This window comes from Streptomyces sp. NPDC001914 (genome assembly GCF_042891215.1).
Classification (GTDB): Bacteria; Actinomycetota; Actinomycetes; order Streptomycetales; family Streptomycetaceae; genus Streptomyces.
Genome location: NZ_JBIASW010000001.1, coordinates 766,366 through 791,723 on the forward strand (window position 1 = coordinate 766,366; position 25,358 = coordinate 791,723).

General features: G+C 71.9%; 23 protein-coding genes. 9 read left to right on the forward strand and 14 right to left on the reverse strand.

The features are described from left to right. Nucleotides 1–179: 179 nt before the first annotated feature. The 5 genes from ACFYYF_RS03725 to ACFYYF_RS03745 form a co-directional block, all read right to left on the reverse strand. Entirely contained in the window at nucleotides 180–1,181 is a 1,002-nt protein-coding gene (locus ACFYYF_RS03725; protein WP_388771044.1) for a lysophospholipid acyltransferase family protein, read from the reverse strand. Next, complete coding sequence (locus tag ACFYYF_RS03730) at nucleotides 1,181–1,951, reverse strand: GNAT family N-acetyltransferase (RefSeq protein WP_388771046.1); 771 nt, start codon at nucleotides 1,949–1,951, stop codon at nucleotides 1,181–1,183. The genes ACFYYF_RS03725 and ACFYYF_RS03730 overlap by 1 nt, the downstream gene beginning before the upstream one ends. Before the next feature lie 286 nt (nucleotides 1,952–2,237). Beyond that, on the reverse strand, nucleotides 2,238–3,008 hold the full coding sequence (locus tag ACFYYF_RS03735; RefSeq protein WP_388771048.1) for a succinate dehydrogenase/fumarate reductase iron-sulfur subunit: 771 nt from the start codon (nucleotides 3,006–3,008) through the stop codon (nucleotides 2,238–2,240). Beyond that, nucleotides 3,005–4,957, reverse strand: coding sequence for a fumarate reductase/succinate dehydrogenase flavoprotein subunit (locus ACFYYF_RS03740; RefSeq protein ID WP_388771050.1), 1,953 nt, complete (start codon nucleotides 4,955–4,957; stop codon nucleotides 3,005–3,007). The genes ACFYYF_RS03735 and ACFYYF_RS03740 overlap by 4 nt, the downstream gene beginning before the upstream one ends. A 1-nt stretch (nucleotide 4,958) precedes the next feature. Continuing rightward, complete coding sequence (locus ACFYYF_RS03745; protein WP_388771551.1) at nucleotides 4,959–5,630, reverse strand: succinate dehydrogenase; 672 nt, start codon at nucleotides 5,628–5,630, stop codon at nucleotides 4,959–4,961. A gap of 120 nt (nucleotides 5,631–5,750) precedes the next feature. Here ACFYYF_RS03745 and ACFYYF_RS03750 point away from each other — a divergent pair, with 120 nt between their 5' ends. Continuing rightward, on the forward strand, nucleotides 5,751–6,638 hold the full coding sequence (locus tag ACFYYF_RS03750; protein WP_388771553.1) for a LysR family transcriptional regulator: 888 nt from the start codon (nucleotides 5,751–5,753) through the stop codon (nucleotides 6,636–6,638). An 18-nt stretch (nucleotides 6,639–6,656) separates the two neighbouring features. Here the strand turns inward: ACFYYF_RS03750 and ACFYYF_RS03755 are convergent, their stop codons facing one another. The 4 genes from ACFYYF_RS03755 to ACFYYF_RS03770 form a co-directional block, all read right to left on the reverse strand. Then, nucleotides 6,657–7,436: an SDR family oxidoreductase gene (locus tag ACFYYF_RS03755; RefSeq protein ID WP_388771053.1), complete on the reverse strand. Its 780-nt coding sequence runs from the start codon at nucleotides 7,434–7,436 to the stop codon at nucleotides 6,657–6,659. Nucleotides 7,437–7,573: 137 nt separating this feature from the next. After that, complete coding sequence (locus ACFYYF_RS03760) at nucleotides 7,574–9,709, reverse strand: EAL domain-containing protein (RefSeq protein ID WP_361675669.1); 2,136 nt, start codon at nucleotides 9,707–9,709, stop codon at nucleotides 7,574–7,576. Next, nucleotides 9,706–10,518, reverse strand: a complete 813-nt coding sequence (locus tag ACFYYF_RS03765) for an SAM-dependent methyltransferase (protein WP_365488500.1) — start codon at nucleotides 10,516–10,518, stop codon at nucleotides 9,706–9,708. Before ACFYYF_RS03765 ends, ACFYYF_RS03760 begins: the two co-directional genes overlap by 4 nt. Before the next feature lie 493 nt (nucleotides 10,519–11,011). Beyond that, nucleotides 11,012–11,953: an SCO0930 family lipoprotein gene (locus ACFYYF_RS03770; RefSeq protein ID WP_361675676.1), complete on the reverse strand. Its 942-nt coding sequence runs from the start codon at nucleotides 11,951–11,953 to the stop codon at nucleotides 11,012–11,014. 737 nt (nucleotides 11,954–12,690) lie between these two features. On the opposite strand from ACFYYF_RS03770, the gene ACFYYF_RS03775 reads away from it, so the two are divergent. The 3 genes from ACFYYF_RS03775 (at nucleotide 12,691) to ACFYYF_RS03785 (ending at nucleotide 14,431) form a co-directional block, all read left to right on the forward strand. Beyond that, on the forward strand, nucleotides 12,691–12,888 hold the full coding sequence (locus ACFYYF_RS03775; protein WP_388771057.1) for a hypothetical protein: 198 nt from the start codon (nucleotides 12,691–12,693) through the stop codon (nucleotides 12,886–12,888). Nucleotides 12,889–12,904: 16 nt separating this feature from the next. Next, nucleotides 12,905–13,669 (forward strand): hypothetical protein, encoded by a 765-nt coding sequence (locus ACFYYF_RS03780; RefSeq protein WP_388771059.1) that lies wholly within the window; start codon nucleotides 12,905–12,907, stop codon nucleotides 13,667–13,669. 225 nt (nucleotides 13,670–13,894) lie between these two features. Beyond that, nucleotides 13,895–14,431, forward strand: a complete 537-nt coding sequence (locus ACFYYF_RS03785) for a hypothetical protein (RefSeq protein WP_388771062.1) — start codon at nucleotides 13,895–13,897, stop codon at nucleotides 14,429–14,431. Nucleotides 14,432–14,560: 129 nt separating this feature from the next. Here ACFYYF_RS03785 and ACFYYF_RS03790 read toward each other — a convergent pair whose 3' ends face one another. Beyond that, nucleotides 14,561–15,052, reverse strand: coding sequence for a hypothetical protein (locus ACFYYF_RS03790; protein ID WP_388771064.1), 492 nt, complete (start codon nucleotides 15,050–15,052; stop codon nucleotides 14,561–14,563). A gap of 331 nt (nucleotides 15,053–15,383) precedes the next feature. Between ACFYYF_RS03790 and ACFYYF_RS03795 the strand changes: the two genes are divergently transcribed. Continuing rightward, complete coding sequence (locus tag ACFYYF_RS03795) at nucleotides 15,384–16,049, forward strand: class F sortase (protein WP_388771066.1); 666 nt, start codon at nucleotides 15,384–15,386, stop codon at nucleotides 16,047–16,049. Nucleotides 16,050–16,163: 114 nt separating this feature from the next. Here the strand turns inward: ACFYYF_RS03795 and ACFYYF_RS03800 are convergent, their stop codons facing one another. Continuing rightward, the gene (locus ACFYYF_RS03800; RefSeq protein ID WP_388771068.1) at nucleotides 16,164–16,997 is read right to left on the reverse strand and encodes a polysaccharide deacetylase family protein; all 834 of its coding nucleotides are present in this window, start codon (nucleotides 16,995–16,997) and stop codon (nucleotides 16,164–16,166) included. An 80-nt stretch (nucleotides 16,998–17,077) separates the two neighbouring features. Next, nucleotides 17,078–20,356, reverse strand: coding sequence for a bifunctional lysylphosphatidylglycerol synthetase/lysine--tRNA ligase LysX (lysX, locus tag ACFYYF_RS03805; protein ID WP_388771071.1), 3,279 nt, complete (start codon nucleotides 20,354–20,356; stop codon nucleotides 17,078–17,080). 100 nt (nucleotides 20,357–20,456) lie between these two features. On the opposite strand from lysX, the gene ACFYYF_RS03810 reads away from it, so the two are divergent. Then, entirely contained in the window at nucleotides 20,457–20,921 is a 465-nt protein-coding gene (locus tag ACFYYF_RS03810; RefSeq protein ID WP_351869090.1) for a universal stress protein, read from the forward strand. Between the two features lie 15 nt (nucleotides 20,922–20,936). Here ACFYYF_RS03810 and ACFYYF_RS03815 read toward each other — a convergent pair whose 3' ends face one another. Next, a complete protein-coding gene (locus ACFYYF_RS03815) occupies nucleotides 20,937–22,085 on the reverse strand; it encodes a CapA family protein (protein WP_388771074.1) in 1,149 nt (382 codons plus the stop codon). Between the two features lie 275 nt (nucleotides 22,086–22,360). Between ACFYYF_RS03815 and ACFYYF_RS03820 the strand changes: the two genes are divergently transcribed. From ACFYYF_RS03820 to ACFYYF_RS03830, 3 genes are all read left to right on the forward strand, one after another. Then, nucleotides 22,361–22,909 carry a sigma-70 family RNA polymerase sigma factor gene (locus tag ACFYYF_RS03820; RefSeq protein WP_388771076.1) on the forward strand — a complete coding sequence of 183 codons (549 nt, stop codon included), beginning with the start codon at nucleotides 22,361–22,363 and terminating at the stop codon, nucleotides 22,907–22,909. A gap of 135 nt (nucleotides 22,910–23,044) precedes the next feature. Then, a complete protein-coding gene (locus ACFYYF_RS03825) occupies nucleotides 23,045–23,560 on the forward strand; it encodes a hypothetical protein (protein ID WP_361675705.1) in 516 nt (171 codons plus the stop codon). A 220-nt stretch (nucleotides 23,561–23,780) separates the two neighbouring features. Further along, on the forward strand, nucleotides 23,781–24,461 hold the full coding sequence (locus tag ACFYYF_RS03830; protein ID WP_361675708.1) for a zf-HC2 domain-containing protein: 681 nt from the start codon (nucleotides 23,781–23,783) through the stop codon (nucleotides 24,459–24,461). Nucleotides 24,462–24,491: 30 nt separating this feature from the next. On the opposite strand, the gene ACFYYF_RS03835 is transcribed toward ACFYYF_RS03830, so the two are convergent. Beyond that, on the reverse strand, nucleotides 24,492–25,352 hold the full coding sequence (locus ACFYYF_RS03835) for a DNA-formamidopyrimidine glycosylase family protein (RefSeq protein WP_361675711.1): 861 nt from the start codon (nucleotides 25,350–25,352) through the stop codon (nucleotides 24,492–24,494). Between the last annotated feature and the right edge of the window lie 6 nt (nucleotides 25,353–25,358).

The following is a 25,358-nucleotide window of genomic DNA, read 5'->3' on the forward strand; positions in this document are numbered from 1 at the left end:
CCGCAGGCTCGAACGGCACCAGTGGCGGACCCTGCGGCGGAACCCCTGGATCGCAGGGGCCCGCCCCGGACGACGAAACGACGCACACGTCCGGAATCCCGGACCCGCGCCCCGGACCGTCGGCCGGCCCCGCGACCGGTGTCTCCCGTGCCGCGGAACCGGCGGGGCGCCACGGGATCTCAGGGGTGTGTCCCCGGGCGCGGGCCGGGGGTGCCCGCGGCGGCCTGGGCCGCCTCGGCCAGGGAGCGGCGGTCGGGGTGGCTGCCCGCCGGGAGCGGGGGACACAGACCCGTCTCGGCCACCAGGCCGCGCGCCGACACCACGCGCCACAGCGACGCGAGCAGCGAGTCCTCTCCGACGAACGCGGGCGCGGTGCTCGCCGCCCCGTCGGCGGACCGGTACCGGATGCGCACCGGCTGGACCGGGACACCGGCGTCCAGCGCGGCCTGGAAGAGGGCTCTGCGGTAGCGGCCCCTGGCCCGGCCGCACCAGGTGCTGCCCTCGGGGAACGCGGCGACGGCCGAGCCGCCGCGCAGGGTCCCGGCGACCCGGTCCACCGTGCCGAGCAGGGCGCGCAGCCGGTCGCGGTCGATGAAGAGCGTGCCGCCGCGGGCGGCCAGCGCACCCAGCACGGGCCAGCCGCGCACCTCGGTCTTGGCGACCATCCGTGCCGGGCGGACGGCGGCGAGCAGCGGGATGTCCAGCCACGAGACGTGGTCGGCCACGATCAGCACTCCGCCGGTGGGCGGGGCCGCCCCGGTGATCCTCGTCCGGACCCCGGCCGTGTGCACCACGGCCAGGCACCAGCGGCGGATCCATCGCTGACGCGGCTGGTCCGGCAGCAGTCCGGCGAGCGGGATCAGGGCCACCCCGAGGACGACCACGGCCAGCAGCGCGGCGAGCCGCAGGACGGCGCGCGGCACGCCCGTCCAGGGCCGCGCGGACTCCACGCAGCCGCGCGGCGAACAGGGCGCGGTCGGCAGCCAGGCACTGGCCCCCCGGACGGGCCCGGCGGCCGGCCTGCGCGGGGCGGGACCGGTGGCCGGGTCGGGGGTCTGGTCGGGGGTCGGCCGGGGCGGCGGTGGGGCGGCTTCGGGGAGCGGTGTCGTCGCCTGGCCGCCGCCGGACCGGGGACGGACGAGGACGGTGGGGTGGAGTGCTCCGGTGCGGGGCGTGCTCATCAGGCGGGGACGAGCGAGAGGAAGTGCCGCAGGTAGCGCGGGTTGACCCGGTGCATCGACAGCAGCACGTACATGTCGGCGACCCCGAAGTCCGTGTCGTGCGCGGGTTCGCCGCACACCCAGGCACCGAGGCGCAGATAGCCGCGCAGCAGCGGGGGGAGTTCGGTGCGGGCGGGGCGGGCGATGCCCTCGGGGCTCCAGGGCAGCAGCGGGCGGACGCGGAACTCCTCGGGGGCCAGGTGCTTGGCCGCGACCCGGTCCCAGGTGCCCGCCGCGAGGGTGCCGCCGTCGGCGAGCGGTATGGAGCAGCAGCCCGCGAGCCATTCATGGCCGCCGTCGATCATGTAGCGGGCGATCCCGGCCCATATCAGGCCGATGACCGCGCCGTCGCGGTGGTCGGGGTGGACGCAGGAGCGGCCGACCTCGACCAGTCCCGGGCGAATTCCGGCCAGCGGACCGAGGTCGAACTCGCTCTCGGAGTAGAGCCGTCCGGCGACCGCGGCGCGCTCGGGCGGCAGCAGCCGGTAGGTGCCGACGACCTGGCCTGTCTCCGTGTCGCGGACCAGCAGGTGGTCGCAGTACGCGTCGAAGGCATCGATGTCGAGGCCCGGCTGCGGAGTGTTCAGGAGGGCGCCCATCTCCCCGGCGAAGACGTCGTGGCGGAGCCGTTGCGCGGCCCGGACGTCGGCCTCGTCGCGGGCCAGGGTGACGGTGTAGCGGGCGGGAGCGACGGTCTGGGGCGGGCTGGCGAGGGTGGAAACGCCGGTCATGGCACTCTCCTGGTCACGGGCCGGTTCGGCGGAGGGGTACCCCTTGCTCGGCGGGAGTCGGGAGCTCGGGGGAGGCAGGCCGGATCCGAACGGTCTGCGCGCTCCTGTTCTTCCGACGCCGGTTGGCGCCTGCGTGACCAGTGCCAGGAGGGCGGATGTGAGGATGCTGAATGACAGGGGTGCCCTCGAAAGCGAGACGGGACCGGGGCATGAGCACCACGCCCGGTCCCGCCCGTCCGCACCGTACGGCGAACGACTTTGCGGCTAACGCCTGTCCTCGTCGCGGCTAACGCCCGCTCCCCTTGCGGCTAACGCCTGCCCCCTTGCGGGTGGCGCGCAGCCACTCCTTGTTCATGGAGGTGATGGAGACGAGCGGGATGCCCTTGGGGCAGGCCGTCGCGCACTCCCCGGTGAGGGTGCAGCCGCCGAAGCCCTCCGCGTCCATCTGCCCGACCATGTCGAGCACCCGGGTCTCCCGCTCGGGGGCGCCCTGCGGCAGTACGTTCAGGTGGTTGATCTTGGCGGAGGTGAACAGCATGGCGGCGCCGTTCGGGCAGGCCGCCACACAGGCGCCGCACCCGATGCACTCCGCGTGCTCGAAGGCGAAGTCGGCGTCGGGCTTGGGGACGGGGGTGGCGTGCGCCTCGGGGGCGGCGCCGGTCGGGGCGGTGATGTAGCCGCCGGCCTGGATGATCCGGTCGAAGGCGGAGCGGTCGACGACGAGGTCCTTGACGACCGGGAAGGCGGCGGCGCGCCAGGGTTCGACGTCGATCGTGTCGCCGTCGCGGAAGGAGCGCATGTGGAGCTGGCAGGTGGTGGTGCGCTCGGGTCCGTGCGCGTCGCCGTTGATGACCAGGCTGCACGCGCCGCAGATGCCCTCGCGGCAGTCGTGGTCGAAGGCGACGGGGTCGTCGCCGGCGAGGATGAGTTCTTCGTTGAGGGTGTCGAGCATCTCCAGGAAGGACATGTCGGCCGAGATGCCGTCCACCTCGTACGTGGACATCGCTCCGTCGGCGTCGGCGTTCTTCTGCCGCCAGACGCGCAGGGTGAGCTTCATGCGTAGCTCCGCTGGGTGGGGTGGACGTACTCGAAGACCAGGTCTTCCTTGTGCAGGACGGGCGCGGCACCGGTGTCGGTGAACTCCCAGGCGGCCGCGTACGAGAACTCCTCGTCGCGGCGGGCCGCCTCGCCGTCGGGGGTCTGGGACTCCTCGCGGAAGTGGCCGCCGCAGGACTCGGCGCGGTGCAGCGCGTCGAGGCACATCAGCTCGGCGAGTTCGAGGTAGTCGACGACGCGGTTGGCCTTCTCCAGGGACTGGTTGAACTCCTCGCCGCTGCCGGGGACCTTGATGCGCCGCCAGAACTCGTCGCGGATCTGCGGGATGCGCTCCAGGGCCTTGCGCAGGCCGCTCTCCGTGCGGGCCATTCCGCAGAACTCCCACATGAGTTCGCCGAGTTCGCGGTGGAAGGAGTCGGGGGTGCGGTCGCCGTCGACGGCGAGCAGCAGGTTGACGCGGTCCTCGGTCTCGGCCAGCACCTCGCGTACGGCCGGGTGTTCGGCGGTGACGGGCGCTTGCCCGGGGTTGCGGGCGAGGTAGTCGTTGATCGTGGACGGCAGGACGAAGTAGCCGTCCGCGAGCCCCTGCATGAGGGCGGAGGCGCCGAGCCGGTTCGCGCCGTGGTCGGAGAAGTTGGCCTCGCCGATGGCGAACAGGCCGGGGACGGTGGTCTGGAGGTCGTAGTCGACCCACAGTCCGCCCATCGTGTAGTGCACGGCGGGGTAGATCCGCATGGGCACGGTGTACGGGTCCTCGGCGGTGATCCGGGCGTACATGTCGAAGAGGTTGCCGTACTTCTCCTCGACCTTGTCGCGGCCCATCCGCCGGATGGCGTCGGCGAAGTCGAGGTAGACGCCCTGGCCTCCGGGGCCCACTCCCCTGCCCTCGTCGCAGACGTTCTTGGCGGCGCGGGAGGCGATGTCACGGGGGACGAGGTTGCCGAAGGAGGGGTAGATGCGCTCCAGGTAGTAGTCGCGCTCGTCCTCGGGGATCTCGTTCGGCGGGCGGGTGTCGCCCTGTGCCGTGGGGACCCAGATGCGGCCGTCGTTGCGCAGCGACTCGCTCATCAGGGTGAGCTTGGACTGGTGGTCGCCGGTGCGCGGGATGCAGGTGGGGTGGATCTGGGTGAAGCAGGGGTTGGCGAAGTAGGCGCCGCGCCGGTGGGCCCGCCAGACGGCGGTGGCGTTGGAGTTCATGGCGTTCGTCGAGAGGTAGAAGACGTTGCCGTAGCCGCCGCTCGCCAGGACGACGGCGTCCGCGAAGTAGGTGTCGATCCGGCCGGTGATCAGGTCGCGGGCGACGATGCCGCGGGCGCGTCCGTCGACCACGATCAGGTCCAGCATCTCGGTGCGCGGGTGCATCTCGACGTTGCCGGCGGCGATCTGCCGGGACAGCGCCTGGTAGGCGCCGAGCAGGAGTTGCTGGCCGGTCTGGCCGCGGGCGTAGAAGGTGCGGGAGACCTGGACGCCGCCGAAGGACCGGGTGTCGAGCAGGCCGCCGTACTCGCGGGCGAACGGCACGCCCTGGGCGACGCACTGGTCGATGATCTCGACGGAGATCTGGGCCAGGCGGCGGACGTTGGACTCCCGGGCCCTGAAGTCGCCGCCCTTGACGGTGTCGTAGAAGAGCCGGTGTACGGAGTCGCCGTCGTTACGGTAGTTCTTCGCGGCGTTGATGCCGCCCTGCGCGGCGATGGAGTGGGCGCGGCGCGGGGAGTCCTGGTAGCAGAACTGGACGACGTGGTAGCCCTGTTCGGCGAGGGTGGCGCCCGCGGAGCCGCCCGCCAGGCCGGTGCCGACGACGATCACGGTGTGCTTGCGCCGGTTGGCGGGGTTGACCAGCTTGGCCTCGAAGCGGCGCCTGTCCCAGCGCTCTTCGACCGGCCCGGCCGGGGCCTTGGTGTCGGCGAGCGGTTCGCCGGTCGTGAAGTGGGTGTATTCGGTGGTCATTTCAGCTCACCACTCCGGTCATGACGCCCACGGGCACGGCGATGAAGCCCGCCGTGAGCAGCAGTGCGAGGACGTCGGCGACGGTCTTGAGGGCGCGGTCGCGGGTGCGACTGCCGGCCCCGAGGGTCTGGGCGGCGCTCCAGAAACCGTGCCGGATGTGCAGGCCGAGCGCGAGCATCGCGACGATGTAGACGACGTTGCCGTACCAGGTGGAGAAGGTGTCCACGACGTTCTGGTACGGGTGGCCCTCCTGGAAGCCGCCGGAGTGCACGGTGCCGGTGGTCAGGTCGAGGAGGTGCCAGACGATGAACAGGCCGAGGATGATCCCGCCCCAGCGCATGGTGCGGGTGGCATAGCTCGCGCCGCGCTTCTTGTGGACGTACTTGCTGGGCCGGGCCTTGATGTCGCGCCGGCTGAGCTGGTACGCGGAGGTGGCGTGCGCGACCACGGCGACGACCAGGACCACGCGGACGAGCCACAGGGTCCACTCGTAGTGCATGAACGGTTCGCCGATGGTGCGCAGCCAGTGGGCGTAGTGGTTGAACTCGCCCGCTCCGAAGTAGATCTTCAGGTTCCCGATCATGTGGGCGACCAGGTAGAGCAGCATGATCAGGCCGCTGACGGCCATCACGGTCTTCTTGCCGACGGAGCTGTCCCACACGGTGCGCGCCATGGACGGCCGTCGGTCCGTCCGCGTTGCCAGAGCCATGAGAAGAGACGGTAGGTCGCGCGGTACCGATCGGTCCAAGACATGAAACGGCTCGTTTCCATAGACCTGGGCTATTGTCGAAGGGTGCAGTTCCACCAGCTCCAGTACTTCGTGGCCGTGGCGGAGACCCGGCACTTCACCCGGGCCGCCGAGCTGGTGCATGTCGCGCAGCCCTCGCTGTCCCAGCAGATCAAGGCGCTGGAGCGGGAGTTGGGGGCCGGTCTGTTCCTGCGGGCGCGGGGGAACATCACGCTGACCGACGCGGGCGAGGCGCTGCTGCCGCTCGCCCGGCGCATCCTCGCCGACGCCGACACGGCCCGGCACGAGGTGCAGGAGCTGGCGCAGCTGCGCAGCGGCCGGGTGCGGCTCGGCGCGACCCCGAGCCTGTGCACGGGTCTGCTGCCCGATGTGCTGCGCGCCTTCCACGACCGCTATCCGGGCATCCGGCTGCTGATCGAGGAGGGCGGCTCGCACGATCTCGTACGGGAGCTCGCGCGCGGCGCGCTCGACCTCGCCCTGGTCGTCCTGCCGCTGCCCACCCCGTCCCCCGCGCTGACCACGGTGGAGCTGCTGCGCGAGGACCTGGTGGTGGTGTCGTCGCCGGACGCCCCGGCGCCCGGTGGGGGCGGCCGGCGCGCGGTGCGGGTCGCCGATCTGGAGGGCGAGCGTCTGGTGATGTTCCGGCACGGCTACGACCTGCGGGAACTGACCGTCGCCGCCTGCCGCGCCGAGGGCTTCGAGCCCGACTTCGCGGTCGAGGGCGGCGAGATGGACGCGGTGCTCGGCTTCGTCCGGGCGGGCCTCGGCGTTGCCGTCGTCCCACGCATGGTGGCCGCGCGGTCCGGACCCGGGCTGCGGGTGACGGCGCTGGCGCCGCCCGGGCTGGAGCGGACGATCGCGCTGGCGCACCGCAGTGACGTGGCGCCGCCCCGGGCGGCCCGGGAGCTGCAGCGGATGCTCCTGGAACGCTGACGGCGGGCCGCCCCGGGCTCACCAGGTCGGGATGAGACCGCCGTCGATGACGAAGTCGCTGCCGGTGATGTTGCGCGCGCGGTCCCCGGCGAGGAAGAGAACCAGCTCGGCCACCTCGGACGGCTCGGAGAAGCGGCCGGTGACGGTCGCGTCGGACGCCTTGGCGACCACGTCGTCGGGGGTGAGCCCGGCGGAGGCCGAGACCGTCGCGGCCACTCCCCCGCCGCCGAGCCACAGGTCGGTCTTCACGGGGCCGGGGCTCACCGTGTTGACGCGGACGCCCCGCGGGCCGACCTCCTTGGACAGCGCCTTGGAGAACGCGACCAGGGCGGCCTTGCCCGCGCTGTAGTCGATGACCAGGGGGTCCGGCAGTGTGGCGTTGACCGAGGCGATCGTCACGACCGAGCCCTCACCGGCGGCCAGCATCGACGGCAGGGCCGCGCGGGTGACCCGTACGGCGGTGAACAGGTTCAGCTCCATGCCGCGCCGCCACTCCTCGTCGGTGACCGACAGGAAGCCGCCGGTGCGGGCGGGGGCCGTGCCCACGTTGTTGACCAGGACGTCGATCCGTCCGCCCGCCGCCTCGACCAGCCCGGCCGCGGCCTCCGGTTCGGCGAGGTCGACCGGCACCCAGGTCACGTTCCCCTTGGCGATCAGGGCGTCGAGACCCGCCGAGGTGCCGCGGGAGCCGGCGATCACCGTGGCGCCCGCGCCGGCCAGCGCCTCCGTGACCGCGAGTCCGATGCCCTTGCTGGCTCCGGTGACGACGGCGGTCCTGCCCTGAAGTTCGGTGGTCATCGTTGTTCGGCTCCGTCCGTGGGAGGTACGTCCTGCCACAGTGAGGCACACGGGGCTTTGGACGCGCGAGGCGTGCCGTGGTTCCGGCGGCGGTGCGCGGCGCGTCTCCGTTCCGGGGGCGCGCCGCGCCGGGGCGCTCAGCCGACCGCGTCGACCAGCGCCAGCTCGTGCAGCCGTTCCGGCGGTCCCGGACGGGCGTAGTACCAGCCCTGGGCGGTGTCACAGCCCAGGATCCGCAGCTGTTCGGCCTGCGCGCCGGTCTCCACGCCCTCGACCGTGACCGCCAGGTCGAGGCTGTGCGCGAGGGAGACGATGCCCTCGACGATCTTCAGGTCGACCGGATCCGCCGGGAACTGCTGCATCCCCTGGGTGAAGGACCGGTCCAGCTTGAGGACGCTGACCGGCAGGCGACGGAGGTTGGCCAGGTTCGAGTACCCGGTGCCGAAGTCGTCGAGCGCGATGTCGACGCCCATCTCGGCGAGCCTGCGCAACGGTTTGAGCAGGTCGTCGTCCGCTCCGATCAGCGCGGACTCGGTGACCTCCAGGCACAGCGCCTGCGCGTCGAGGCCCTCGCGCTCCAGGATGTCGACGGTGTCCTGGACCAGACCGGGGTGGGTGAGCTGGCAGGGCGAGAGATTGACGTTGACGCGCAGCGGGCCCGCGTCGGAGTGCCGTTCCTGCCAGCTGCGGGCCTGACGCACCGACTGTTCCAGGACCCAGCGGCCGAGCGGCACGATCAGTCCGGTGTGCTCGGCGAGCGGGATGAAACGGTCGGGGCCGAGGACGCCGTGCTGCGGGTGCAGCCAGCGCACCAGCGCCTCCGCGCCCCGCACACTGCCGTCGCCGAGGTGCACCAGCGGCTGGTACTCGATGAAGAACTCGCCCCGGTCCAGGGCGGCGGGCAGCGCGGTGGTGAGTCCGTTGCGGGTGATGGCGCGGGCGTCGGCCTCGGGGTCGGCCAGCTCGAAGCGGTTGCCGCCCGCGGACTTGGCCCGGTACATCGTGATGTCGGCGCTGCGCAGCACCTCGGCGGCGCCGCGCTCCCCGGCCGGGCCCTCGACGACGCCGACGCTGCCCCGCACGGTCAGGTCACGGCCGTCGATGCTGATCGGGGTGACGAGCGCGTTCATGATGCGCCCGGCCAGTTCGTCGACCTCGCGCTCGGTGTGCGGGCCGGTGGTGAGGGCCACGAACTCGTCGCCGCCGAGCCGGGCGACCATCTCGCCGGGGGCGGTCGCGCAGGACTGGAGGCGGTCGGCGACCTCGACGAGGAGCCGGTCGCCCGCGGCGTGCCCGAGGCTGTCGTTGATGGTCTTGAAGCCGTCGAGGTCGAGGTAGCAGAGCCCGAAGCGCTGCCCCTCCCCCGCGGCCAGCGCCTTCTCCAGGCGCTCGAAGAACAGGGTCCGGTTGGGCAGTCCGGTGAGCGCGTCGTGGGTCGCCTCGTAGCGCAGCCGCAGATTGAGCAGCCGTCGCTCGGTGGTGTCCTCCATCAGCGCGAGCTGGTACTGGGGCTGGCCGTCCGCGTCACGGAGCAGGGAGACCGTCAGGTTGGTCCACAGGGCGGTGCCGTCGGGGCGGTAGAACGCCTTCTCGACGTGGTAGTGCTCGCGCTCGCCGCGCACGAGTTCCTCGTACAGCCGCCACACCTGGGGGGCGTCCTCGGCGTGCGTCCACTCCGGGACCTTGCGGCCGCGCATGGTCTGTTCGGAGCCGCCGAACATGCGCAGCAGGGCTCCGTTGGCCTGGAGGATGTTTCCTTCGAGGTCGGCGATGGCGATGCCTATGGCCGCGCCCTCGAACACCGCGCGGAAGCGGGCCTCGCTGTCGTGCAAGGCTTCGGCGACGGCGCTGCGTGCGGTCAACGCCGCCTGCGAGATGGCCTGTTGCTCGGTCAGGGTCCGCTCGCGCAGCGCCTCGGCGTATCCGGCGGCCATGGCGTGCTGGAGCCGTGCGGAGCGGGTCCGCAGGGCTTCCTTGGGACCGTCCTCGCCGCAGTAGAGCACCAGGTAGGCGTCGACGCAGTCGAGGGCCCTGCTGAGGGCCTCGGGGTCGGTGCAGTGCGCGGCGACCAGGGCGGCGCCGACGGAGCGCCCCTCGGACGCCTCGAAGGTCCTGGCCCGCAGGGCCTCGCTCAGCCGCCGGGCGAGCGGCAGCAGTTGTTCCTCGAACTCCGGCCGGGTCAGCGAGGTGGAGGTGACCGGGAAGACCGCGCGGCTCCAGATCGTCGCGAACCGGCGCAGTCTGTCCTCCGGCCCGTCCGGCTCGGCCCTCACGCGGTGCGCCCCACGCCGCCGAACCCGGAGAAGGAGTAGGGATCCTCGTCCTCGGGTGCCGTGTCGGGCCGCCAGTTCGGCATCGGCACCAGTCCGGGTTCCACCATGTCGTACCCCTCGAAGAACCGCGCGATCTCGTCGCGCGTGCGCATGATCAGTGGATTGCGGATGTCCTTGTAGACGTCGGCCGTGCCCTCGGCCTGCTCCCGCAGGAGCGGAATGCCGTCGACCGAGGCATGCGTGACGACGAGCATGCTTCCCGGCGCGAGGGCGTCGCGCAGTTCGGCCACCGCCCGGTACGGGTCGTCCGCGTCTTCCACGAAGTGAAGTATGGCAACGAGAAGCAGCGCGACCGGCCGGTTCAGGTCGATCAGCCGCTGAACCGGGTGGCTCACCAGGATCTCCTGCGGCTTGAGCAGGTCCGCCGCGACGACGCCCGCGTCCTCGTTGTCGCGCAGCACGACCTCGCTGTGTGCGACGGCAACCGGGTCGTGGTCGACGTAGACGACCCGGGAGCCGGGCCGGGCGGCCTGGGCGATCTCGTGCACGTTGCCGAACGTCGGGATGCCGGAGCCGATGTCGAGGAACTGGTCGATGCCCTCGGCGGCGGCGTGGCGGACGGCCCGGCGCATGAACGCCCGGTTCGCCTGCATGATCTTGGGGAGGCCCGGCATGAACTCCATCGCCTTGCGCGCCGCTTCCCGGTCGACCTCGAAGTTGTGCGAGCCGCCCAGGTAGTAGTCGTACATCCGGGACACGCTCGGCACTGAGATGTCAATGCTGCGAGGGGCCCAGGCGGGACGCTCCATCTATCTCTCCAAGGCGTAGGCGACGGCACGGACGATCCGGTGTTCGAGCAGAGGCTACTGATCGCCCGCCAAAGGAGCGAGTCAAACCGGAAATTGGCCGTCCGTTCCCGGTCACTGCCTCAGGCACGTGCCGAATTGGCATCTGCGAACGTATACGGCGCACGCCACTCACCGCCCCCGGGAAATCCCTGCGAAGCATTGCAAAAAGCACCGCGGAGTCACGAAGTGTGGCCAAGTCCTGTAGCGGATCGTGGCGTTCTTTCACATCCCGGCCGGCAGCCGGATCTTTCACGTTCCGGCGACGGCCGGAAAGCTTCGCCCGCGCCGGGACGCGCGAGGATCCGCCGGCCGGGACGCACGAAGGTCCGCCGGCCGGGACGCACGAAGGTCCGCCGGCCGGGACGCCCAAGGGTCCGCCCCCTCCGGCGGAGGGGGCGGACCCTGGGCGGCGCGTTCGTTCGGGCGAGCCGGTCGACGGTGGGGTGTCGACGCCCTACTCGGCCGCGCCGACCGGCTTTCCGTCGGGCGAGACGGCGTACCACGTGCCGCCCACTCCCTGACCGTTGGTGTCACCGGGAGCGCTGTCACCGGAGAAGGTGTAGATCGGCCAGCAGTTGACCGTCATCTGCTTCACGCCGTCGGGGCGCGTGAAGGGCATCAGGCCCTTCTTCTTGACACCCTTGGTGTCGTCCTCGTCCACCGGGGCGACCGCGGGCCACTTCTCCAGGCAGGCGCCGGTGCAGGCCGACTTCGAGACGGGCCAGGCCTGGTCCTTCATGAAGCGGTAGACGGTCATGCCGTTCTTGTCGACGACGATCTCGCCGAGCTTCGGGTCCTTGCGGACCGACAGACCGGGCAGGGAGGCCAGCGTGGCCTTCTTGCCGTCGGGCGCCGAGGCGAACCAAGTGCCGCCCACGTTCTGGCCGTTGGTGTCACCGGCCTTGGTGTCCTTGGCATACCGGTACATGGGCCAGCCGCCTATGGTCAGCTGCTTGCTGCCGTCGGTCCTCGTGACCTCGCCGAGCAGCGCCTTGTCGACGCCGGCGGCGGCCTCGGCACCCTCGGCGGGCACCGGCGGCCAGGCCTTCGCGCAGTCGCCGTCACAACTCGACTTCGGCGGCTCGGCCGTGTCCTTGTCGAAGCGGTAAAGGGTGTATCCGGCGCCGTCGGTCAGCACCTTGCCGAGCTTGGCGCTCTCACTCACGGCCAGTTCGCCCGCGGCTTCCGGCTTGGCACCGGCACTCTCATTGGAATCGGCTCCATAGCCGTTGCCCGCACCGGCGGTGGTGCTGGTCCCGTAACCCCCCGCCGCCGCGGTGGCACCCACGTTCTGGGCACCCGTCGAGGTGCCATTTTCCTGACCACACGCCGTCGTGAGCGCCAGCACGGCCGCAGCTGACGCTACGAGTGAGGCGCTCCGCCAGGAGGTCTTCATTGGTAACTCCCGCTGTTCGCATAAGTTTTGCAGCGCCCTGCAGCGCCGCGCATGGCCCTAGGTACGGGCGGGAGGCGCAGGAGCGTTCAAAGGGGTCTCAAATTTCTTTCGGAAACCTTTGGCGCGTTCGACGCGGACCGGGCGCGCGTTCGATCCGCGGCAGCGATTCCCGGCCATGCGCGTCAAGCCGCCGGGCACCGGAGGTACCCAATTCGTGGCCATTCCAGGACACTTCGGCGTGACCGGGCCGCTCGCACTCCATGATCTCCGTCGTGCACGCACCCCAGCGGACCCGATCCGCCCTCGTCATACGGGTACTGGCGCTGACGGCGCTCACCTGGCTCCTCGTCGGCGCGCCGAGCGGAACGGCCGCGGCCGACGCCTGCGCGTACGTCTCGACGGGTCCGGACGGCGACGGGATCACGGCGGTGGCCGTGGCGGGCGACGTGGCGGTGGCCGTGACGGGCGACGGGGCGGTCGCCGTCGTCGGAGGCACCGTCCGGTGCCCGGCCCCGACGCCGACCCCGCCCTGCCCGCCGACACCCACGCCGACCCCTCCGGCGCCCGCACCCCCTCCCCCGCCGAAGCCGACACCGAAGCCCGAACCGACGCCGAAGCCGGCGCCACCGCCTCCACCCACCCACGCGCCGAAACCCGCGCCACCGCCTCCACCCCCACCGCCCCCGCCCCCGCCGGCGCCGAAACCGAAGCCCCCACCGCCACGGCCGGCTCCGGTCGTGGCGGCGAGACCCGCGCCCGAGCCCACGCCGACACCGAGCGCGCGGCCCGCGCCGCGGCCGGTCCCGGTCAGCTATCCGGCGTACCACGCCCCGGCGCACAAGCACCCGCCCCGCGGTGGTCCGTCGCTGGTCTCGTTCACCCTGCTCATCACAGCGCCCGCGGTGCTCGCCGTCGCCGCGCTGCGCCCGCGCTGACCCCTGGAGGCACACTGTGTCGGATTGGCTTGTTCTGGCCCTCGCGATGATGGCCGCGTGCCTCGTGGTCCTGGCCGTGACCCTCGTGCGTCATCGCAGGGCCCGTGAGGACGAGGACCCCACCGAGACACCGGACGTCATCGAGTACATGACGATGATGATCGGCGTGGTGTACGCCATCGTCCTCGGCCTGGCCATCGCCGGCGTCTGGGAGGCCCGTGGCAGCGCCCAGAGCCAGGTGCAGACGGAGGCGCAGGCCCTGCACGAGATCTCCGAACGGGTCCGGGTCTACCCGCCCGACGTCCGCGACCGGATCCGCGGCGACGTCGACGCGTACGTCCACCACGTGGTCACCGTCGAGTGGAAGAGCATGGCCGAGCGGGGCCGGGTGACCGACGAGGGCGGACGGCTCCTGGACCGGGTACGGCACGACGTCACCGACTACCAGCCGAAATCGGACTTCGAGGCGCAGGCCTACCAGCCGCTCCTGGACCAGGTGACGGCGGCCGACACCGCGCGCAGCGCCCGCGCCGACTCGACGGGGGCGACCATGCCCGGTGTGGTGTGGTTCGGACTGATCACCGGTGCCGTGGTCACGGTGGGCATGATCTTCGCGCTGCAGATCAGGCGTACCGCCCGGGAACTGGTCCTGGCCGGGCTGTTCTCCGCCCTGATCGCGTTCCTGCTGTTCCTGATCTGGGACTTCGACGCGCCCTACAGCCGCGGGATCACGGCGTCGGCCGAACCCTTCACGGCACTGTTCCCGCAGCTTCCCGGGTGACGCGCCCTCACGGGGACCTTTCCGGACGGGGGACGGGCGCCACGCCGTACGCGTCCCCCGTCCGCACGCGCGCCGTCCCCCGGACAGCCCACACAATTGCCCCGTTCGCGCTACTGGGATCGCGCCTCTGTTCGCCCTTTTCTAGCGTTCCGGTCATCGAGGTGCATTTCTGGCGCAAGCGGAAAAGGTCCGCAGCAAGGCTCCTCGGGGACCTGGAGGCTCACCATGCGCGCGATACGCGTCGCTTCGGCCGCACTGCTGGGCGTGACCGCCCTGACCTTCGCCGCACCCGCCGCGCTCGCCGGTGACGGGGACCACGGACTCACCCCGATCACCCCGTTCGCCTTCAGCGTGCAGCCGTCGACCGTCGCGGCCGGCGGCCAGGTGTCGCTGCTGCTGAAGCGGGACGGCCAGTGCAGGGGGACCGCCACGGTCACCTCCGGAGTCTTCGACACCGTCAGCATCCCGCCGGGGCAGTCCTCGGCCACCACCACGGTCGACTGGGACGCCAGACCCGGGGCCGTGTACGACGTGACGTTCTCGTGCGGCGGGGCGAGCGGCAGCACCGGTCTCACCATCGCCGGCGGCCGGCCCGTCACACCGACCCCGGTGCCCCTGCAGCGGGGTGTCCGGGCCGGCGTCGGCGGCAGCGCCGGCGGCTTCGACCTCAAGCAGATCGGGATGGGCGCGGCACTCATCGCCGGTTCCGTAGGCGCCGCCTGGTACCTGTCCCGCCGGCGGACCTCCTCCGACGAGACCTGACACAGCGGCACAGCCCTTCACCCCGGACCCGCTCGGGCGGGTCCGGAGCGAAGGGCTCTCACGTGCGGCTCCGCGCGGCGGCGGCCGGCCTCCGAAGGGGGCGGGACCGGCCGCTCGCCGTCGGAACGGTCAGATGTGCCGCTCCGACCTGCGCCGCATCCAGAACAGCCCGCCGCCGACGGCCGCCGCGGCCACCAGGCCGCCGCCGATCGCGATGTCGGTGGGCGTGGCGCCGGTGGTGCTGCTGCCGCCGAGGCCACCGCGCACACCGCCGATGACGGTGAAGGCGGCCGGGCGGGTCAGCGGGCCCGTGCCCTCGCAGTTGACGGTGATGTCGTACGAGCCGGGACGGGCGTCCTGGTTGATGGTGGCCGTACCGCTGGACGCCTCGGTGCGGCTGCCCAGGAGCGGCGAGAGTCTCGCCTGGCGGAACGCGGGAGAGGTCATCGTGCCTCCCCTCGGGCACCCGTCGACCGTCACGGTGAGCTGGCCTCCCTGGGCGATGACGCTGGGCTGCGCGACGATGTTGCTCGGCGTGTTCCACGCCGCGGCCATCGGGGCGGCGAGCCCCACGGCGGCGACCGCGGCGGCGGACACCGCCAGGGCACGAGTAGTACGCATGTGATCCTCCGCGGGGGCGCCCCGGGAACCGTCCCCGGTGGATCGGCGAGAAAGCGCCTCCCAGTCAGACCCTCAGATGCCGTGCACGGGGCCGCATTTCGGGAATGGTCCGTCCTGGTGAGAGGACACGCCGAAGGAATTCCACACAATCGGATATTGCCGCAGGTCACGGACTGTCAGAAAATTCCTGGTCACGGCAACTCGGATGGCGCACGGGGCATTCCCCCCGCCACCCGTTCGCCCGTGCCCCGTCGCCGGGCGGCCCCGGTGCCATTAGCGTGCTCATATGCGCGGATGACGAGGCGACGGCCGCGTCGAGAGGGGATTGCGAATGTCTGCGTCCGACGAGTTGGCCGAAGAGGAGGAGCGGCAGAGGAAGCGCGCTCCTTGGGGCGTCATAGCGCTTGTTCTGCTGACCGGCCTCGCACTCATTCGGAACGGTTCCGGCGAGTTCGACGTGGGTCCCCCGCAGCCGGCCTCGGCCGCCGCGGCGGACAGCCGCACGCCGGGCGGCACGTTCTCCAAGACGCCCGCCGCGCTGCCGTACTCCGTGGTCGACCGGGTGCGGATCCCGGCGATCCGTGTCGACGCCCCGGTGATGCCGGTGGGGCTGGACGCGGACGGCTGGGTCGACGCGCCGCCGCCCGACGACCCGAACCTGGCCGGCTGGTTCACCGGCGCGGTCTCGCCGGGCGAGAAGGGCACGGCCGTGGTCGTGGGCCATGTGGACAACATGCAGGGTCCCGCCGTCTTCTACGGGCTCGGAGCGCTCAAGAAGGGGAACAAGGTCGAGGTCCTGCGCAAGGACGGGAAGACCGCGGTGTTCGAGATCTACGGCATCGAGGTCTTCGCGAAGAGCAATTTCCCCGGCGGCCGTGTGTACAACAGCAAGGGAACCCCCGAATTGCGTGTCATCACGTGCGGGGGCGGTTTCTCCAAGCAGCACGGCTACGACGGGAACGTGGTCGTCTTCGCGCGCCTTTCCGAGGTGCGCTGAGCGTTCCCGGACCGGGTACGCGAAAGCCGGTCGGCGAGGCGTTCCGCCTCCCGCCGGCCGGCCCGGCCGAAAGCCCCGCGAACTCGGTACGCGGGGCCCTTTTCGGTTCCTGCCCTATTTCCGGCGCGGCACCGTGATGTGGTAGCCGGCGTCCAGCAGCCGGGGCAGATAGGTGCGCAGCGCCTGCACGCTCTGCGAGCGGTCGCCGCCCGCGTCGTGGGAGAGGACGACGACCCCCGGGGCGGCCTCCTTCTGGATCGTGCCGACGATCGCGCGGGTCCCGGGCCTCGCCCAGTCGTTCGTGTCGATCGTCCAGGCCATCGGCTCCATGCCGAGTTCGGCGCCGATCTGGTAGGTCGCCCGGTTCCACTCGCCGTACGGCGCGCGGAACCAGGACGGCGGCTCGCCGTAGGCGTCGTCGATGACCTCGCTGGTGCGCTCGATCTCGGAGCGGATCGCGGAGCGGGAGAGCTTGGTCAGCAGCGGATGGCTCCAGGTGTGGTTGCCGACGATGTGTCCGTCGTCGGCCATCTCGCCCAGCAGGTCCTTGTTGTCGGCGGCCATCTGCCCGCACACGAAGAACATGGCGTGCACGTCGTACTCGCGCAGGGTCCGCAGGATCTCGGGGGTGTACTGCGGGTCGGGGCCGTCGTCGAAGGTCAGCACCATGGTGCGGCCCCGCCCGGACACACGCATGAAGGGCTCGTGCCGGACGAGGGTCCGCAGCTGCGTGTTCGGCGGGCCGTACCCGGCGAGCGGCTGGAGGCGGTAGGCGGAGGGCTTGAGCGCCCGGTTCGCCTGCGGGCCGGACAGCGGAGCGCCGCGCGCCGGTTCCGCGGCCTGACCGGCGGTCAGGACACGGGCCGTGCCCGCCGCTCCGGCCGCCCCCAGGACTGCGGCGCCGGCGATCAACGCCCGGCGCCGATTAATCAGCTGATCCTTTTTCATGACCAATCAGTCACCCGGCGGAGAGCCCACCACGCCGAGCAACACCGGTAGGGCCCCTCGAATGCACCCGCCCGGCCCATTCAGCGGCGGCGGACCAGCGGGAACGGCAGCGTCTCACGGATCGTCAGACCGGTCAGGAACATGACCAGCCGGTCGACGCCGATGCCGAGCCCGCCCGTGGGCGGCATGGCGTACTCCAGCGCGTCCAGGAAGTCCTCGTCGAGCTCCATCGCCTCGGGGTCTCCCCCGGCGGCCAGCAGGGACTGCTCGGTGAGCCGGCGGCGCTGCTCGACGGGGTCGGTCAACTCCGAATAGGCCGTGCCGAGTTCCGTCCCGAAGGCGACGAGGTCCCAGCGCTCGGCGAGCCGCGGGTCGGTGCGGTGCTGCCGGGTGAGCGGGGAGACGTCGGTCGGGAAGTCCTTGTAGAACGTGGGGAGCCCGGTCTTCTCCTCGACCAGGCGTTCGTACATCTCCAGGACGACGTCGCCGTGGCCGTCGTCGGCGGTGTACGGCACGCCCACGCGGTCGCACAGCCGCAGCAGCCTCTCCAGGGACGTGTCGGCGTCGATCTCGTCCCCCAGGGCCTCGGAGATCGCGCCGTACACCGTCTTGACGGGCCACTCCCCGGAGATGTCGTACTCCACACCGTCCTTGCGGGCGACCGGAGTGCCGAACGCGGCGGTCGCGGCGCCCTGGATCAGCTCGCGGACGAGATCGAGCATCACGTCGTAGTCGGCGAACGCCTGGTACGCCTCCAGCATCGTGAACTCGGGGTTGTGCTTGTAGGAGACGCCCTCGTTGCGGAAGGTGCGGCCCAGCTCGAAGACCTTCTCCATGCCGCCGACGCACAGCCGCTTGAGGTAGAGCTCGGGGGCGATGCGCAGATAGAGGTTCAGGTCGTAGGCGTTGATGTGGGTGGTGAAGGGCCGGGCGTTGGCTCCGCCGTGGATCTGCTGGAGCATCGGGGTCTCGACCTCCAGATAGCCGCGGTCCAGCAGTCCCTGGCGCAGCGCCTGGACGGCCGTGGAGCGGGCGCGCACGACCTCGCGGGCGGCGGGGCTGGACACCAGGTCGAGATAGCGGCGGCGGACCTTGGCCTCGGGGTCGGCGAGACCCTTGCGCTTGTCGGGCAGCGGGTGCAGGCACTTGGCGGTGAGCCGCCACGCGGTGACGAAGACCGTGGGTTCGCCGGTGTCGCTGGCGCCCGCGAGACCGTCGGCGCTGATGTGGTCGCCGATGTCGATCACCTGCCGGAAGCGGCCGAGCGCGGGACCGGCCCCGTCACGGGTGAGGGCGATCTGGAGGTCGCCCGACCAGTCGCGCAGCACGGCGAAGAGGATGCCGCCGAAGTCCCGTACGAGCATCACGCGTCCGGCGACGGTCACGTCCTCCCCGCCGCGGACCTCGGCCAGCACATGGGTGCGCGGCGGGATGCCGACCGGGTAGGGGTCGGTGCCCTCGGCGCGCAGCCGGTCGAGTTTGCGGTGCCGCACGCGGACCTGGTCGGGCAGGCCGGTGGTGGGATCGTCGGCCGCGGCGCCACCGGCCGCGCCGAGGCCGAGGGCGGCCAGCGACGGCAGTCCCGCGGTCGTGGCCGGTGCGGGCCCGCCCTTGGGATGGCCCTTGCCCCACATGCTGCGCAGCGAGGGCACGGACACGAAGCCCTCGGCGATGGCGGAGGCGAGCCCGATGCGGGCGAGGGCGCCGGTGTCGCCGTAGCAGATGAAGCGGGGGTACCACTCCGGGTGGTACTTGGCGTTGGAGCGGTACAGGGCCTCCAGCTGCCACCAGCGGGAGAAGAACAGCAGCAGTCTGCGCCAGAGTCTGAGCACCGGTCCGGCGCCGATGCGGGCGCCCTCCTCGAAGACGGAGCGGAACACGGCGAAGTTGAGGGAGATGCGCCGGACGCCGAACTTGCCGGCGACCGCGCACACCTCCGCGACCATGAACTCCATGACGCCGTTGGGCGCGCTCCGGTCGCGGCGCATGAGGTCGAGGGAAATGCCGTCGCGGCCCCAGGGCACGAAGGACAGCAGCGCGAGGAGCTTGCCGTCGGACCCCATCGCCTCGACGAGCAGACAGTCGCCGTCCTCGGGGTCGCCGAGGCGGTCGAGGGCCATCGAGAAGCCGCGCTCGGTCTCGGTGTCGCGCCAGGCGTCGGCCCGGCCGACGACCTCCTCCATCTCGCTGTCGGACAGGGTGGAGTGCCGGCGGACCCGGCAGGTGGCGCCGGAGCGTTTGACGCGGTTGACGGCCTGCCGGGTGACGCGCATGTCGCGGCCGGACAGGTCGAAGCCGGCGACGTGCAGGATCGCCTCGTCGCCGAGCTGGAGGGCACCGAGCCCGGCGCGGGCGAACGCCTTGGCGCCCTCCTCGGAGGCGCCCATCGCGGCCGGCGCCCAGGCGTAGCGGCGGGCGATGTCCAGCCAGGCGGCGATCGCGTGCGGCCAGGCCTCCCGGTCGCCGACGGGGTCGCCGCTGGCGAGACAGACGCCGGCCTCGACGCGGTAGGTGACGGCCGCCTTGCCGCTGGGCGAGAAGACGACGGCCTTGTCACGGCGGGTGGCGAAGTAGCCGAGGGAGTCCTCGCCGCCGTAGGCCTGGAGCAGGGCGCGGATCCGGGACTCCTCGTCGCCGTGCAGGGCCGCGACCAGGCGCTGGGAGCGGAAGAGGGTGGCGGCCGCGTTGAGCAGGGCCAGCGCGCCGAACAGGCCGAGCACGAAGAACAGCCAGTGCGGCGGCCGGCCGTCGAACGAGCGGGCGGAGACGAGTCCGCCGCAGACCCGGTTGGCGGCCCACAGCAGCCGCTGACTCTCCGGCAGGGTGCCGGGGAACAGCTCGACCAGGCCCCAGCCGAGCAGGATCGCGACGACGAGGCCGACGACCAGGACGAGCAGGGCCCGTCGTACGGCGGCGCGCCGCGAGTCGGCGTAGAACTCCCGGCGGGCCACGATCAGCAGGGCGAGCAGGAGCCCGCAGACGATCAGCGAGGGGATCGAGGCGGCGTACAGGCCGGCGGCGATCCCCGCGAGGTCGGTCAGGACCAGCAGGCCGAGGTAGACGACCACGAGCCACCAGGCGATCTTCTTGCGGGCGGCCGTGGCGGCGGCGAGCAGGAAGAGGAAGACGGCGTACGCCAGGTTGGCGCTGACCGGGATGATCAGCAGGTCGAGGAACCGCACGACGGGGCGCAGCAGCCTGCGCAGCGGGGGGATGAAGGCGAGCAGGGTGCAGAGCAGGCCGATGGCGACGAAGAAGGTCGCGAAGCCTTCGGGCACCTTGCTGAGGAAGCCGCTCTGCGGCGGCCGTGGCCGGTCGCCGGCGGTCTTCGGCGGGCGGGCCTCCACGGTGGCACTCATGGTCCGACTGTAGGAAGAGCGGCGGCGCCCCGCCCGTCGAGCGGATCTCCGCCGCTCCCCCGGGGCGGGCGGACGTGCGGGTTCCGATAGCCTCGCAGCCGTGACGGAAGAGCAGCACGCGCATCGGTTCGAGCGCGGGACGGACGGTCCCAAGGTCATCGTCGTCGGGGTGGACGGCTCCGACTCCTCCTTGCGCGCCGCGGCGTACGCCGGTGGTCTGGCCCGGCGGCAGCGGGCGCTGCTCGCGGTGGTCTACGTCAAGCCGGTGATGGCCGCGGGAGCGGCGCTCGGGGTGCCGGTCGCGGACACGACCGACGAGATCGCCGAGGATCTGGTGCAGTACATCCGCGACGCCGCCGAGCGGGTGAAGGACATATTCGATGTGCGGTGGGAGTTCCACACCTTCCGCGGCGATCCCTACAACGGGCTGGTGACCGCCGCGGACGAGCTGAAGGCGGACGCCGTGGTGGTCGGGGCCTCCGAGCAGTCCGGGCACCGGATCATCGGTTCGGTGGCGGTCCGGCTGGTGAAGGCGGGCCGCTGGCCGGTCACCGTCGTGCCGTAGCCAGAGCCCGGGTGGTCAATCGGCCATGACGAGGCCGGAACGGCCCGCGCCCCGGCCGAGGACGACGTCGCGGATCCGGTCGCGCACGGCGCCGACGGTGGCGCCCTGTTCCAGCGCCGCGTCCAGGTCGACGACCCGGCCGGCGTCGAGGTCGAAGGCCAGCGGGACGAACTCGGCCTTCGTCACCTCCCAGCGCCGCGACGGCCCCGCGGGCGGGGAGAAGGTGAAGCGGCCGATGGTGCTCTGGTCGCCGCGCGGGTCCTGCACGCCTTGGTCGTTGTACATCTCGCCGGCGATCTGGTCGCCGGTGCCGTAGACGACCCACGTGCCGTTGACCTTCTCGTACGCCTGCGGGACGTGGGAGCGGGTGCCGAGGATCAGGTCGATGTCGGGCCGCCCGCCGGTGCGGGAGGCGGTCAGTCGCCTGCTCAGCGCCAGTTGGCGCTCGTCCGGCTCGTCCTGCCACTCGGTGCCCCAGTCGAGGGAGACGACGACCACGTCGGCGCCCGCCTTCCGGGCGGCACGGGCGTCCGCGACGATCCGGTCGGGGTCGGCGAGGCCGACCGCCCAGGACTGCCCCTGCGGGAGCGCGAGACCGTCGGTGTAGGCGAGGTGGGCGACACGGGCGCCGCCCGCCCGCATCAGCGTGACGGCGCTCGCCTCCCGGGCGCTGCGTGCCGACCCGGCGTGCCGCACGCCCGCCCGGTCGAGTGCGTCCAGGGTGCGCCGGACCCCGTCGGCGCCGTCGTCCAGGGTGTGGTTCGAGGCGGTGGAGCAGGAGTCGTAGCCCGTGGCGGCGAGTCCGTCGGCCAGCTGGGGAGGGGTCTTGAAGGCGTACGTGCCGGTGGCGGCGGCGCCGGTGTCGTACACGGTCCGCATCTGACAGATCGCCAGATCGGCGTGGGAGACGACGGGCCGGACGCCCGCGAGCATCGGCCGGAAGTCGTATCCGGCGCCTCCCGCGTCGGAGCCGGCCCGTTCGAGGACCGTGCTGTCCGGCAGGACGCCGCCGCCCGCCACGAGGGTGAAGCCGCGGGCGGGCGCGGCGGGCCCCGGCCGCCCGTCGCGGTGGTGCGTGGCCGTGTCGTGGGCCCGGCTCGCCACCGCGGCCGCGATGAGGGCGGCCGCCAGGACCAGATTGATCTGTCGCGCGCGTGTGATCATGCCGGGCCCCATGCGGTCGCATTTACCTACTAATAGATATGAATCCACGTATACGGGGCTCCGACAGTCAAGGAGCCACCCCCCACGGGTCACCCGTACGGCGTTCGCCCGCCTGCCCGCCGGACGAACGGCGGTACGACCACGGCGGTCCCGGAATTCGGGGCTCCACCTCGGCCGACCGTTCGGCGCACCGTTCACCGACCGCTTCGACCGCCCACCGCACAACCGCGTTCCCGGCCTGTCCGCGCGGGGCGCGGGGCGCTGACATACACGCCATGACGGCCGGAACCACCACCATCGCCCCCAGGACGACCGCCGAGCACGAGCTGGCCGCGCTCCAACGCGACCACGGGCGGCCCCTGTTCGCGCTGCTGCTGCGGCTGTCCGACGGCGACCGCCAGCGCGCCGAGGACCTGGTGCAGGAGACGTTCGTACGCGCCTGGCAGCATCCCGAGGCACTGCGCGCCGACGACTTCGACTCCGTACGGCCCTGGCTGATGACCGTCGGAAGGCGGCTGGCCATCGACGCGCGGCGGGCCCGGCAGGCCCGGCCCGCGGAGGTCGGCGACCACATCCTCGACAACGCGCGGATCTGCGCCGATCACGCCGAACGGTCGGCGGCGACGCTCGATGTGCGGGAGGCTGTGAAGACTCTCACGCCCGAACACCGTGAAGTCCTGGTGCTCGTGTACTTCCAGGGGGCCAGTGTGGCGGAGGCCGCCGCAGCGCTGGGAATTCCACCCGGTACGGTGAAATCCCGCGCGTACTACGCGCTGCGCGCCCTGCGCCGGGTTCTTCCGGGATATGCGGCCGACCTGCGGTGAAACCGAAGGCTTAGTCAAACCTCCGTAAAGCGCCTTGCTGAGGACCATGGTTGAGCAATCAGCTTGCCTCATCCGTGTTCCGGACTGGGGCCCGGGGTCGGGCGACGCGCACGCACCGGAGGAAGGCAGGAAGGGATGCTGCACAGAGGGCAAGAGAGCACGGACGGCACCGGCGGAGGCGAACTCACCGTCCCCATGGCCTGGTTGTACGCCGAGTACATCGCCGACGAACTGCTGCGGACGGGCGACCTGATGCCGCCCACCTCCTTCGAGTTCCGCGCCGGGCGCGACGCCCTCGCGCTGACGATCTTCCTGTCCGACAGCGGTGGTGAACTCTCCGGGATCCGGGTCATCACCCAGCTGGAGACGTGGCTTTCGCTGACGGCGTACGACCAGCCCTGGCACACCTGGGTGCGCGAGCGCCTGGAGTTGCGCGCCGCGGAGGCGACCGGTCGCGCGGCGCCCGATCCGGATCTGGAGCTGGCGTCGGCGGCCTGGCGGTGGCTGGAGGAGACGGAACTGCTCGCTCCGGACCTCGACGCGGTGCCCGGCGGCGGCTCCGTGCCTGGTGAGGACGACGGTCCCAAGGTGTGGACGGCGGCGTGGCGGCTGGGGCTGCCGCTCGGCCATCTGGCCATCCACCTCTTCTGACGACGGGCGTGACCGCGCCGGAACGGCTTCCGGCGGCGGCCACGACCCGTCCGCGAACAATTTTCCGGGGCTCGCACCAATCCGCGAGCGCCCCCGCTCCGAATGTCCTGACCCCGATTCCTGACGAGTCTTGAGTGATTCGACGGTCTGGTGCGTACCCGTGGGCAACAGCAACACCACTCACAGTCCGCACCAACGCCACGAGGATTCGGTATTCGGTATGAGGTCCCTGGAACGGCATCGCGACGTCGGCGCGTATGCGCTCGGCGTGCTCGGCGAGGCGGAAGCCTTCCGCTTCGAGGACCACCTCGTGGAGTGCGCTCAGTGCACGGCGTTCGTCAGCGAGTACCGCCCCGCCACACGGCAGTTGATGCTGTACCGGCAGTCGACGCCGCGCAGCGTCCACCCATTCGCCGCCCCCGGGCCGCGCCTGCTCGACCGACTGCTCGGCGAGGTGGCCACCCGCAACCGGGCCGGGCGCCGGCGCATGCTGTTCGCCCTGGCGGCTTCCGTGGTGCTCGCGGTGAGCGGCACCGCGGTCGCGCTGACCGCCGGGCAGGACTCCCCCTCGGACAGGATCGTCGCGGACGGCCCTCCGTCGAGCCAGATGGCCAGGACCGACGCGGAGACCGGCGTGTGGGCCCAGGTGACCACCCGGGAACGGCTCTGGGGCAGCGACATCGAGGTCGAGGTCAAGGACGCCGACGGACCCCGCTCCTGCGAGCTCGTCGCCATCGGCAAGGACGGCTCCGAGCAGTCGGTGACGAGCTGGATGGAGCCCGCGCACAACGAGGCCACCATCACCATGCAGGGCGGTTCGTCGATGCGGACCGAGGAGATCCGCAGATTCGAGGTGCGCACGGCGGACGGCGAGCACCTCGTGACGCTCAACTCCCCCTGAGCGAGCCACGGCAGACCGGGGGCGGTCGGCCTACTTGAGCAGCCGGGACATCCGCCGGTCCGCGAGCGGCTTGCCTCCCGTCTGGCAGGTCGGGCAGTACTGCAACGACGAATCGCTGAAGGAGACCTCGCGGATGATGTCACCGCACACCGGGCAGGGCTCCCCCGTCCTCCCGTGCACCCGCAACCCGCTCTTCTTCTCCGACTTCAGCCGTCCGGCCGCCAAACCGTGGGAGCGCTCCACCGCCTCGGCGAGCGTGCCGCGCAGCGCCTCGTACAGCCGCCGGGTCTCCTCGGGGGTCAGCGAGGAGGCGATCTTGAACGGCGACATCCGGGCGGCGTGCAGGATCTCGTCGCTGTAGGCGTTGCCCACGCCCGCGATCAGACTCTGGTCGCGGAGCGCGCCCTTGAGCCGGCGCCGCTCGCCGTGGAGCAGCCCGGCGAACCGCTCCTCGTCGAAGTCACCGGCGAGCGGGTCGGGTCCGAGCCGGGCCACACCGGGGATCTGCTCCGGGTCCTCGGCGACGTACACGGCGAGGCGCTTCTGGGTGCCCGCCTCGGTGAGGTCGAAGCCCTCGCCGGTCTCCAGGGCGACGCGCAGGGCGAGCGGCCCCTTGCCGGGCCGGGGCGGGCCGTCGGGGAGCGTGTCCTTCCAGTGCAGCCAGCCCGCACGGGCCAGATGCGTGACGAGGTGCGGGCCGTCCGTGCCGATGTCCAGGAACTTGCCGAACCGGCGGACGGCCGTGACCTCGCGTCCCTCCAGCGCCGAGACGGGAGGGTCGTACGTCTTCAGGACGCTGACGGCGACGGGCAGCACGCGCACGATCCGGCGGCCGACGAGATGTCCGGCCAGGAAATCCTTGAGCGCTTCGACCTCGGGCAGTTCCGGCATACGTCC

Excerpts from the sequence above, each read along its gene's own strand:
- ACFYYF_RS03725 (WP_388771044.1), bottom strand. The coding sequence starts at position 1,181 with ATGAGCACGCCCCGCACCGGAGCACTCCACCCCACCGTCCTCGTCCGT.
- ACFYYF_RS03730 (WP_388771046.1), bottom strand. The coding sequence starts at position 1,951 with ATGACCGGCGTTTCCACCCTCGCCAGCCCGCCCCAGACCGTCGCTCCC.
- ACFYYF_RS03735 (WP_388771048.1), bottom strand. The coding sequence starts at position 3,008 with ATGAAGCTCACCCTGCGCGTCTGGCGGCAGAAGAACGCCGACGCCGAC.
- ACFYYF_RS03740 (WP_388771050.1), bottom strand. The coding sequence starts at position 4,957 with ATGACCACCGAATACACCCACTTCACGACCGGCGAACCGCTCGCCGAC.
- ACFYYF_RS03745 (WP_388771551.1), bottom strand. The coding sequence starts at position 5,630 with ATGGCGCGCACCGTGTGGGACAGCTCCGTCGGCAAGAAGACCGTGATG.
- ACFYYF_RS03755 (WP_388771053.1), bottom strand. The coding sequence starts at position 7,436 with ATGACCACCGAACTTCAGGGCAGGACCGCCGTCGTCACCGGAGCCAGC.
- ACFYYF_RS03765 (WP_365488500.1), bottom strand. The coding sequence starts at position 10,518 with ATGGAGCGTCCCGCCTGGGCCCCTCGCAGCATTGACATCTCAGTGCCG.
- ACFYYF_RS03770 (WP_361675676.1), bottom strand. The coding sequence starts at position 11,953 with ATGAAGACCTCCTGGCGGAGCGCCTCACTCGTAGCGTCAGCTGCGGCC.
- ACFYYF_RS03785 (WP_388771062.1), top strand. The coding sequence starts at position 13,895 with ATGCGCGCGATACGCGTCGCTTCGGCCGCACTGCTGGGCGTGACCGCC.
- ACFYYF_RS03790 (WP_388771064.1), bottom strand. The coding sequence starts at position 15,052 with ATGCGTACTACTCGTGCCCTGGCGGTGTCCGCCGCCGCGGTCGCCGCC.
- ACFYYF_RS03795 (WP_388771066.1), top strand. The coding sequence starts at position 15,384 with ATGTCTGCGTCCGACGAGTTGGCCGAAGAGGAGGAGCGGCAGAGGAAG.
- ACFYYF_RS03800 (WP_388771068.1), bottom strand. The coding sequence starts at position 16,997 with ATGAAAAAGGATCAGCTGATTAATCGGCGCCGGGCGTTGATCGCCGGC.
- lysX (WP_388771071.1), bottom strand. The coding sequence starts at position 20,356 with ATGAGTGCCACCGTGGAGGCCCGCCCGCCGAAGACCGCCGGCGACCGG.
- ACFYYF_RS03815 (WP_388771074.1), bottom strand. The coding sequence starts at position 22,085 with ATGATCACACGCGCGCGACAGATCAATCTGGTCCTGGCGGCCGCCCTC.
- ACFYYF_RS03820 (WP_388771076.1), top strand. The coding sequence starts at position 22,361 with ATGACGGCCGGAACCACCACCATCGCCCCCAGGACGACCGCCGAGCAC.
- ACFYYF_RS03825 (WP_361675705.1), top strand. The coding sequence starts at position 23,045 with ATGCTGCACAGAGGGCAAGAGAGCACGGACGGCACCGGCGGAGGCGAA.
- ACFYYF_RS03830 (WP_361675708.1), top strand. The coding sequence starts at position 23,781 with ATGAGGTCCCTGGAACGGCATCGCGACGTCGGCGCGTATGCGCTCGGC.
- ACFYYF_RS03835 (WP_361675711.1), bottom strand. The coding sequence starts at position 25,352 with ATGCCGGAACTGCCCGAGGTCGAAGCGCTCAAGGATTTCCTGGCCGGA.